Source organism: Tateyamaria sp. ANG-S1, assembly GCF_000814025.1.
Classification (GTDB): domain Bacteria; phylum Pseudomonadota; class Alphaproteobacteria; order Rhodobacterales; family Rhodobacteraceae; genus Tateyamaria.
This window is the reverse complement of record NZ_JWLL01000014.1, coordinates 41,392-49,762: the sequence shown is the minus strand read 5'-3', so window position 1 is coordinate 49,762 and position 8,371 is coordinate 41,392. Positions and strand designations below refer to the sequence as shown.

At 63.0% G+C, this 8,371-nt stretch carries 6 protein-coding genes and 1 pseudogene; 5 read left to right on the top strand and 2 right to left on the bottom strand.

All coding sequences use genetic code 11. From position 1 onward, the window contains the following. Nucleotides 1-531 (top strand): annotated as a pseudogene (locus RA29_RS19555) (AMP-binding protein); the annotation flags it as partial. A 6-nt stretch (nt 532-537) separates the two neighbouring features. Here the strand turns inward: RA29_RS19555 and RA29_RS19550 are convergent. Both RA29_RS19550 and RA29_RS19545 read right to left on the bottom strand, forming a co-directional pair. Further along, the gene (locus RA29_RS19550) at nt 538-1,209 is read right to left on the bottom strand and encodes a GntR family transcriptional regulator (RefSeq protein ID WP_039689214.1); all 672 of its coding nucleotides are present in this window, start codon (nt 1,207-1,209) and stop codon (nt 538-540) included. A 9-nt stretch (nt 1,210-1,218) separates the two neighbouring features. Continuing rightward, nucleotides 1,219-4,035, bottom strand: a complete 2,817-nt coding sequence (locus RA29_RS19545; protein ID WP_241462662.1) for an FAD-binding and (Fe-S)-binding domain-containing protein — start codon at nt 4,033-4,035, stop codon at nt 1,219-1,221. Nucleotides 4,036-4,232: 197 nt separating this feature from the next. Here RA29_RS19545 and RA29_RS19540 point away from each other — a divergent pair, with 197 nt between their 5' ends. The 4 genes from RA29_RS19540 (at nt 4,233) to RA29_RS19525 (ending at nt 8,366) form a co-directional block, all read left to right on the top strand. Then, complete coding sequence (locus RA29_RS19540; protein WP_039689210.1) at nt 4,233-5,420, top strand: aminotransferase class V-fold PLP-dependent enzyme; 1,188 nt, start codon at nt 4,233-4,235, stop codon at nt 5,418-5,420. Nucleotides 5,421-5,454: 34 nt separating this feature from the next. Continuing rightward, nucleotides 5,455-6,435, top strand: a complete 981-nt coding sequence (locus RA29_RS19535; protein WP_039689207.1) for a TRAP transporter substrate-binding protein — start codon at nt 5,455-5,457, stop codon at nt 6,433-6,435. A 108-nt stretch (nt 6,436-6,543) separates the two neighbouring features. After that, complete coding sequence (locus tag RA29_RS19530; protein ID WP_039689206.1) at nt 6,544-7,086, top strand: TRAP transporter small permease; 543 nt, start codon at nt 6,544-6,546, stop codon at nt 7,084-7,086. Further along, nucleotides 7,086-8,366 carry a TRAP transporter large permease gene (locus RA29_RS19525; RefSeq protein WP_039689205.1) on the top strand — a complete coding sequence of 427 codons (1,281 nt, stop codon included), beginning with the start codon at nt 7,086-7,088 and terminating at the stop codon, nt 8,364-8,366. The genes RA29_RS19530 and RA29_RS19525 overlap by 1 nt, the downstream gene beginning before the upstream one ends. The last annotated feature ends 5 nt before the right edge of the window (nt 8,367-8,371 follow it).

Genomic DNA, 8,371 nt, shown 5'->3' with positions numbered 1-8,371 from the left:
GAACTGAAGGTGACGGACCGTGCGAGCGGCCAGCCTGTGGTCGACGGTGAGGTGGGGCTGATTGAGGTGCGGGGGCCGAATGTCTTTCAGGGCTATTGGAAGATGCCGGAAAAGACCGCGGCCGAGCTGCGCGCGGACGGGTTTTTCATCACCGGCGATCTGGGGAAGATCGACGCGGACGGGTATGTGCATATTGTTGGCCGCGACAAGGATCTGATCATCTCGGGCGGCTACAACATATACCCTAAGGAGATCGAGTTGGTGCTGGATGACCAGCCCGGTGTGCTGGAAAGTGCGGTCATCGGCGTGCCGCATGATGATTTTGGAGAGACGGTGGTGGGGCTGATTGTGCCGGTGGCGGGTGAGACGCCGGATGTCGAGGGGATCAAGGCGGCTGCGGCGGCGTCATTGGCGCGGTTCAAGCACCCGCGCGCGCTGATTGTCGTGGATGAATTGCCGCGAAACACGATGGGCAAGGTGCAGAAGAGCCTGCTGCGGGAGGCGCACAAGGATCTGTTTGTGATGACCTGACGGAGCCTAGGCCGCGTCGTCCGCTCCGAATGCTTTCATGTGGGCGGTGAACTTGTTCAGCATGTGTTGCTTCATCAGCGCGCCGAGGCCTTCGGCGTCGCGGGCGTGCAGCTTTTCCATCATCTGTTCGTGTTCCGCGATGGCCTGTGACCAGCGTTCGTCGGACAGGTTCACCATGAAGCGCGCGCGCCGGACGCGAACGGCGAGCATGCGGTGGTGCGCTTCGAGCACCTCGTTTTTCGCCCCTTCGATCAGGGCGTTGTGGATGTCCTGGTTGGCCTGGAAGTACGCCTGCCTATCGCGCGCCTTGTAGGCGGCGATCATGTCGTCGTGCCGCTGGGCGATGTGCGCGATGGCGGCGGCGTCCATGTGCGTGCAGGCCTGTTCGCCTGCCAGCTGTTCGAGGACTGCGATCAGGGGGAAGGTGTTTTCCAGCTCTTGCCGCGTCACCTCGGTCACGCGGGCGCCGCGGTTGGCCTGCAGCTCGACTAGCCCTTCGGAGGCGAGCACCTTAAGCGCTTCGCGCAGGGGCGTGCGGGAGACGCCGAAGGAGGCGCAGAGGTCTTTCTCCGGTACCTTTTCGCCGGGTTTCAGCGCGTCTTCGACCACGAGGTCGCGGAGCCGTTCCACGAGCTCTTCGTGCAGGGTCGGGCGTTTGATGCTTTGGGTCAGGTTCATGTCGGTATCCTAGCCATCAAGTGCCTGTTCCAGCAAGCGTGCGACGTGCATTGGCCTGCGCGGCGTGCCGTCGGTGATCTGGTGCCGGCAAGAGGTGCCATCGGCGACGACGATCGCGTCGTCGGGGGCGGCGTCGAGCGCCGGGAAGAGGTCGAGCCCGGCCATCTTGAGCGAGACGTCGATCGTGTCGGGGGCGTAGCCGAATGCGCCCGCCATGCCGCAGCAGCTGGTTTCGATCATGTGCACCTGCGCGTCGGGGATCTGGCGCAGGAGGTCGAGCATGGGGGTGACGGCCGCGTGCGCCTTCTGGTGGCAGTGGCCGTGGACGTGGATGGGGCGGTTCAGCGGTTTGAGGGGGAGCGCGGGGGCGGTGATCAAAAATTCCTCGAACGTCTTGGCGTTGTCGGCGAGCGCTTGGGCGTCGGGGCCAGGGCAGAGTGCGAGGAATTCGTCGCGGAAGGTGAGGATGGAGGAGGGTTCGAGCCCGACGATGGGGATGCCGCTGGCGACGGCGTCGCGGGTGGCGTCGATGACGCGCTGTGCTTCGGCGCGGGCTTCGTCCACGCAGCCGGTGGCGAGGAGCGTGCGGCCGCAGTCGAGGTTGATGCCTGAACCGTCTTTTGCCATAGCCACGCGCATACCGGCGGCGCGCATGACCTTGATGGCGGCGCGGAGGTTTTCAGGCTCGAAGTAGCGGTTGAAGACGTCGGCGAAGAGGAGAACGTCGGGGTTTTGGTCCTGCGCCTCCTCATCGCGGAAGGGGTTCGCGGACCAGATGGGCAGGTCGCGGCGGTGGGACACGCCGGTGAGCCGTTCGGTGAGTTTGCGGACCGGGCCGATCTTGTTGCGCAGGTTCATCAACCACCCGACCCGTGCGGCCCGGGGGGCATAGCGGGGCAGATGGGCGACCAGCTTGTCGGCGAAGGTGAGGCCGTTTTCGCGGCGGCGGGCGACCAGCACCTCGATCTTCATGCGGGCCATGTCGACCCCGGTGGGGCATTCGCGCCGGCAGGCTTTGCATGAGACGCAGTATTTCATGGTATCGGCCATCGCGTCCGAGGTCAGCCCGCCGGGCATCTGGCCGCTGATGGCGAAGCGCAGGGTGTTGGCGCGCCCGCGTGTGGCGTCGCGTTCGTTGCGGGTGGCGCGGAAGGAGGGGCACATGACGCCGCCCTTCAGCTTGCGGCAGGCACCGTTGTTGTTGCACATCTCGACCGCGCCCTGAAACCCGCCTGCGGCGCCCGGCCAGGCCGACCAGTCGAGGGCGGTATCGAACTCGGGCACCTCGTAATTCGGGCCGTAGCGGAAGACGCGGCGGTCATCCATGGCGGAGGCGTGCACGATCTTGCCCGGGTTCATCAGGCCGGTGGGATCAAAGCGGGCCTTCACCTCTTCGAACGCCGAGACGATGCGGGGGCCGAACATCTTTTCGTGGAATTCGGAGCGCACGATGCCGTCGCCGTGTTCGCCGGAATGCGAGCCTTTGTAGTGCTTGACGAGGTCAAAGCATTCCTCGGCAATGGCGCGCATGGTTTTGACGTCCTTGTCCTGCCGCATGTTCAGGACGGGGCGCACGTGAAGGCAGCCGACGGAGGCGTGGGCATACCATGTCCCCTTCGTGCCGTGGCGGGCGAAGATGTCGGTGAGGCCTTGGGTGTATTCGGCAAGGTCCGGCAGGGCGACGGCGCAATCCTCGACGAATGAGATGGGTTTGCCCGCCTCTTTCATGGACATCATCACGTTGAGGCCGGATTTGCGGTATTCGGCGATGGCGTTTTGCAGGTTCGGGTCGCTGACGGGCACGACACCGCCCCAGCGTGCGTCGGTTTCTGAGAAGGCAAAACCCAGATCGCCCATGAGGTCGGCGAGTTGCGCGAGTTTGGCGGCGTTGGCGGCGGCGTCCCCTTCGGCGAATTCAACCAGCAGGAGAGCGGCGGGGGCGCCTTCGACGAACGCCTCGATGGTTTTGGCGAAAAGTGGGATGGCGCGCCCGAGTGCGATCATCGTGTCGTCGATCAGCTCGACCGCTTGCGGGTCCAGCGTGACCAGATGCTGCGCGGCATCCATCGCCGCGTAGAAGGTGGGGAAGTGGCAGATGCCCAGCACCTTTTCGCCGGGCAGGTGGGCGAGGCTCAGGTCCAGTTCGGTGAAATAGGCCAGCGTGCCTTCTGACCCCACGAGTAGGTGAGCCATGTTCACGTCATTGCCTGTCAGGGCGTCGATGTTGTAGCCGCCGACGCGGCGTTGGACCTCGGGGAAGCGGGCATCGATTTCGTCCGCTTCGCGCTGGCCGAGGGCGCGCATGTCGCATACCAGATCGGCGTAGGGGCCGGGTGCAGGGTCGGCGCCGTTGAAGCGGGCGCGGGTGCAATCGGGCAGAATGGCAGAGATCGCGCGGACGTTGTCGCGCATGATGCCGTAGCGCAGGGATTTGCCGCCCGAGGAGTTGTTGGCGGCCATGCCGCCCAGCGTGCAGCGCGAGGCGGTGGAGGGATCGACAGGGAACCACAGGCCGTGCGGTTTCAGGGCGCGGTTCAATTCGTCAAGGACGACGCCTGGCTGCACCTTGACGGTGAGCTTTTCGGGATCGATGTGGATGATCTTGTTCAGATGGCGTGTGTTGTCGAGCACCACGGCACGGTTGACCGTTTGACCGCATTGTGAGGTGCCGCCACCTCGTGGCAGGACGGGTGTTTCTTCCTCTCGCGCGATCTGCATGACGGCTTCGACATCGGCCTCTGACCGGGGCAAAACGACCGCTTCTGGTACCATTTGGTAGATGGAGGCGTCGGTGGCGTATCGTGCGCGGCTGGCGGGATCGGCCATGACCTCACCCTGTGCTTCTGAAGCCAAGCGTTTGAAAAGATGCGTGTTTTCTCGCATGTGTTCTATGTAACCTCCCAATCCCGGCCCGTTCTACGGGGCTTCAAGATTTTGCTTGACTGAATAATGAATTCATAATTACGTTTTTTGCAACAGCTAATCGCGTCGGGCAAACGGCGCATTTCGGGAGGATAATATCCATGCGCCAGGCTGGCCGACATTTCCTGCAGATTCCGGGGCCGAGTGCGGTGCCAGACCGTATCCTGCGTGCCATCAGCGCGCAGACCATTGACCATCGCGGCCCGGATTTTGCCGAGGTGGGCAAGACGGCGCTGGAGGGGATGAAGAGCATCTTCAAGACCGAAAGCCATGTGTTCATCTACCCGTCCTCGGGCACCGGTGCGTGGGAAGCGGCGCTGGTCAACACGCTGAACCCCGGTGACAAGGTGCTGATGTTTGAGACGGGGCATTTCGCGACCTTGTGGAACAAGATGGCGCGCAAGATCGGGATGGAGCCGGAGTTTCTGGAAGGGGACTGGCGCGGCGGGGCAGAGCCTGACCGGATCGAGGCGCGGCTGCGCGAGGATACGGGCCACGAGATCAAGGCGGTGTGTGTTGTGCACAACGAGACCTCGACCGGGTCGGTTTCGAATGTGGCCGAGGTGCGCAAGGCGATTGATGCGGCGGGGCATCCGGCGCTTTTGATGGTGGATACGATTTCGGGCCTGGCCTCGATTGACTTCCGCTTTGACGAGTGGGGCGTGGATGTGTGTGTGTCGGGCTCTCAGAAGGGTCTGATGCTGCCGCCGGGGCTGAGCTTTAACGCCGTGAGTGCACGGGCGATGGAGCATTCTAAGAGCGTCGAGACGCCGCGCAGCTACTGGGATTGGCAGGACATGGTGGGTCCGAACGAGACGGGGTATTTCCCGTACACGCCGGGCACCAACCTGCTTTATGGTCTGAACGAGGCCATCGCGATGCTGCATGAAGAGGGGCTGGACAATGTCTTTGCCCGTCATGCGCGGCACGGTGCGGCGACGCGGGCGGCGGTCCGGGCCTGGGGGCTGGAAGTGCTGTGCGCGCGGCAGGGTGAAGAGTCCGGCGTGCTGACCGCTGTTTTGATGCCGGGCGGGCATTCGGCGGATGGGTTCCGGGCGACGACGCTCAAGCACTATGACATTTCGCTGGGCAATGGCCTGTCCAAGGTGGCCGACAAGGTGTTCCGCATCGGGCATCTGGGCGATTTCAACGATTTGATGCTGATGGCGACCTTGTCCGGGGTCGAGATGGGCTTGGCCAAGGCCGGTGTCCCGCATCAGGCGGGCGGCGCGCAGGCGGCGATGGAGCATCTGAAGGACACGACAGATACGCGGGTGGCCGCGGAATAACGCCCCAAAAACGGGGCACCAAGGGAGGAAAACCATGAAACTCAAAGCAACCATACTGGCCAGTGTGGCGGCCATTGCCATGCCTTTGGCAGCGACGGCGGCCGACCTGACCCTGCGCTTTGGCCATGTTGGCAACCCTGGCTCGCTGTTTGAGGCATCGGCGGATGCCTTTGCCGAATGTGCGAACGGCAAGCTAGGCGACCGGGCCGAGGTGCAAACCTTTGGCGCGAGCCAGCTGGGCAAGGACCGTGAGCTGCTGCAGAAGCTGAAGCTGGGGCAGGTCGATTTCTCGCTGCCGTCGTCGGTGATGTCGTCGGTGGCGCCCGAGTTCGGCGTGTTCGAGATGCCCTACATCGTGCAGGACCGCGACCACATGCGCCGCATTCAGGCCGAGTTGGGAGATGTGTTCCAGGAGGCCGCGCAAAGCCAAGGCTACCGGATCATTGGCTACTTCGAAAATGGCTTCCGCCACATCACCAACAATACGCGTCCCATCAACACGCCCGAGGACCTGCAAGGCATCAAGCTGCGTACGCCCAATGGCGAGTGGCGGGTGAAGATGTTCCAGCAATATGGTGCCAACCCGACGCCGATGGCGTTCTCGGAAGTGTTCACCGCACTGCAGACCAACGTAATTGACGGGCAGGAAAACCCCTATGCCCAGATCGCGTCGGCCAAGTTCCAGGAAGTGCAGGAATACCTGTCGATCACCGGACACGTCTATACCCCCGGGTATGTTCTGGTGTCCGAGCGGCGCTGGCAGCAACTGCCCGAAGACGTGCGTGCCGATCTTGAGGCGTGCGGGGCCGAGACGCAGGATTTCGTCTATGACCATGCCGCGAAGCTGGAAGTAGAACTCCTCGATGTGATCAAGGCAGCCGGTGTGCAAGTGAACGAGGCGGACAACCAAGCCTTCATCGACGCCTCTACCGCGATCTACGACGAGTTTGCGAGCACCGTGGATGGCGGCGCGGACCTGATCGAGCGTATCCAGAACCTCGCCTCAGGGTCCTGACCTGAGACCGGGCGAGGGGCCGCAATCGGTCCCTTGCCTGCTTTAGGGTACGCTTAAATGACATCGTCTTCTGACTTCTCCGGGCCCGGCGCCCGGCAAGGACCTCCCATGCTCAAAGCACTGCAGACTTTCTTTGAGGTTGTCCTCGAAAACTTCGTGATCCTGTTGATGGTGATCCTGACGACTGTCGTGGTGGTCGCCGTGACCTACCGCCTCTTGGGGTCGAGCCTGGCCTGGTATGACGAGGTGGCGGCGATCATGCTGGCGTGGATCACCTATTACGGGTCGGCGCTGGCTGTTTTGCGGCGGCGCCATATCGGGTTTGACAGCGTGCTGCTCTCCATCGGGATGCCGTGGCGCATGTGGGCTGTGGCGCTGGCCGAGCTGGTCACAGCAGGCTTTTTCGTGCTGCTCGCGTGGGCCGGATACACGGTGATGACCATCCTGGGGGGCATGTCGCTGGTGTCACTGACCTGGGTGCCGGTCAGCTTTGCCCAATCCGTCATTCCCATCGGTGCCGTGTTGTTCCTGATCTGTCAGGCGCTGAGCCTGCCCGATTACTGGCGCAAGACCGCATCGGGCGTGTCGCTGGAACATGCTGAGATCGAAGAAGAGGTGGAAACCGAGATGAAGAAAGCGGGGAACGCCTGATGCTGATGCTGGGGATCTTCATCGCGATGGTGGCGATGATCTGTCTGAACGTGCCTATTGGCGTGGCGCTGGCCGTGTCGGCCATTGGGGGCTTGCTGGTGCTTGAAGGCACCGGGTCGCTGGTGAACGTCGCACTCGATATGTATGGCGGCGCGACCAAGTTTTCGCTGATCGCCATCCCGATGTTCGTGCTGGCGGGCGCGATCATGAACGCGGGTGGCATCACCGACCGGCTGATCAACTTCGTGGCGGCGCTGATCGGGTTCATCCGGGGCGGGCTGGCGCATGTGAACATTGGTGTGTCACTGTTCTTTGCCGAGATCTCCGGCTCGGCTGTCGCGGATGTGGCGGCGATGGGGTCGGTGATGATCCCGCAGATGAAAAAGCGTGGCTATTCCGGTGCGCTGTCGGCGGCGGTCACGTCGTCCTCGGCCTCGCTGGCCATCATCATTCCGCCGTCCATTCCTATGATCCTGTACGCAACATCGGCCAACGTGTCGGTGGAGCAGTTGTTTGTCGCGGGTGTCGTGCCCGGTCTGATGGGGGCTGCTGGGTTGATGGGCGTCGCCTACTGGTTTGCGGTGCGCTATGACCTGCCGCGGGAAGAGGCGTTTTCGGGTCGGGTGCTTTGGCGCGCATTCGTTGACGCTCTGCCGACCTTTGCCCTGCCGGTGATTATCCTTGGTGGTATCTTTGGCGGCTATGTCACAGCGACCGAGGCGGCGGGGCTGGCCGTGCTGGCGGCCATCGCGATCAGCCTGTGGTATCGGCAGGTCGATCTGCGCCACCTGCAACGCTCGATGCTGGACGGGGGTATGCAGACGGCGGTTGTTATGCTGCTGGTGGCCGCGTCCGTGGTCATGGGCGGGTTCCTGACCCGTGCGCAGTATCCGCAGGAACTGGCGGGCGCGATCCTGAGCATCACTGACAACAAGTGGGTGGTCCTTCTAATCCTCAACTTCTTCTTCCTGGTGATCGGGTTCTTCCTGCACTCGGCGGCGGCCATCATTCTTGTGGTGCCGATTGTTATCCCGCTGATCGACGCGGTGGGGATCAACCCGATCCACTTCGGTCTGGTGGTGACGCTGAACTTGGCGATCGGGCAGCAGACGCCGCCTGTGGCGAGCGTGTTGATCACCGCCTGTGCGGTGGCGCGGGCGAATATCTGGGACGTGACCAAGGTGAATATCTACTTCATCGCGGTCCTGCTGACGGTGCTGTTGATGTGCACCTACATCCCGGCGATCCCGCTGTTCCTGGTCGACTACTTCTATAACTAACCTCC

Coding starts and splice junctions, on each gene's coding strand:
- RA29_RS19550 (WP_039689214.1), bottom strand. CDS start 1,209: ATGAACCTGACCCAAAGCATCAAACGCCCGACCCTGCACGAAGAGCTC.
- RA29_RS19545 (WP_241462662.1), bottom strand. CDS start 4,035: ATGGCCGATCCCGCCAGCCGCGCACGATACGCCACCGACGCCTCCATC.
- RA29_RS19540 (WP_039689210.1), top strand. CDS start 4,233: ATGCGCCAGGCTGGCCGACATTTCCTGCAGATTCCGGGGCCGAGTGCG.
- RA29_RS19535 (WP_039689207.1), top strand. CDS start 5,455: ATGAAACTCAAAGCAACCATACTGGCCAGTGTGGCGGCCATTGCCATG.
- RA29_RS19530 (WP_039689206.1), top strand. CDS start 6,544: ATGCTCAAAGCACTGCAGACTTTCTTTGAGGTTGTCCTCGAAAACTTC.
- RA29_RS19525 (WP_039689205.1), top strand. CDS start 7,086: ATGCTGATGCTGGGGATCTTCATCGCGATGGTGGCGATGATCTGTCTG.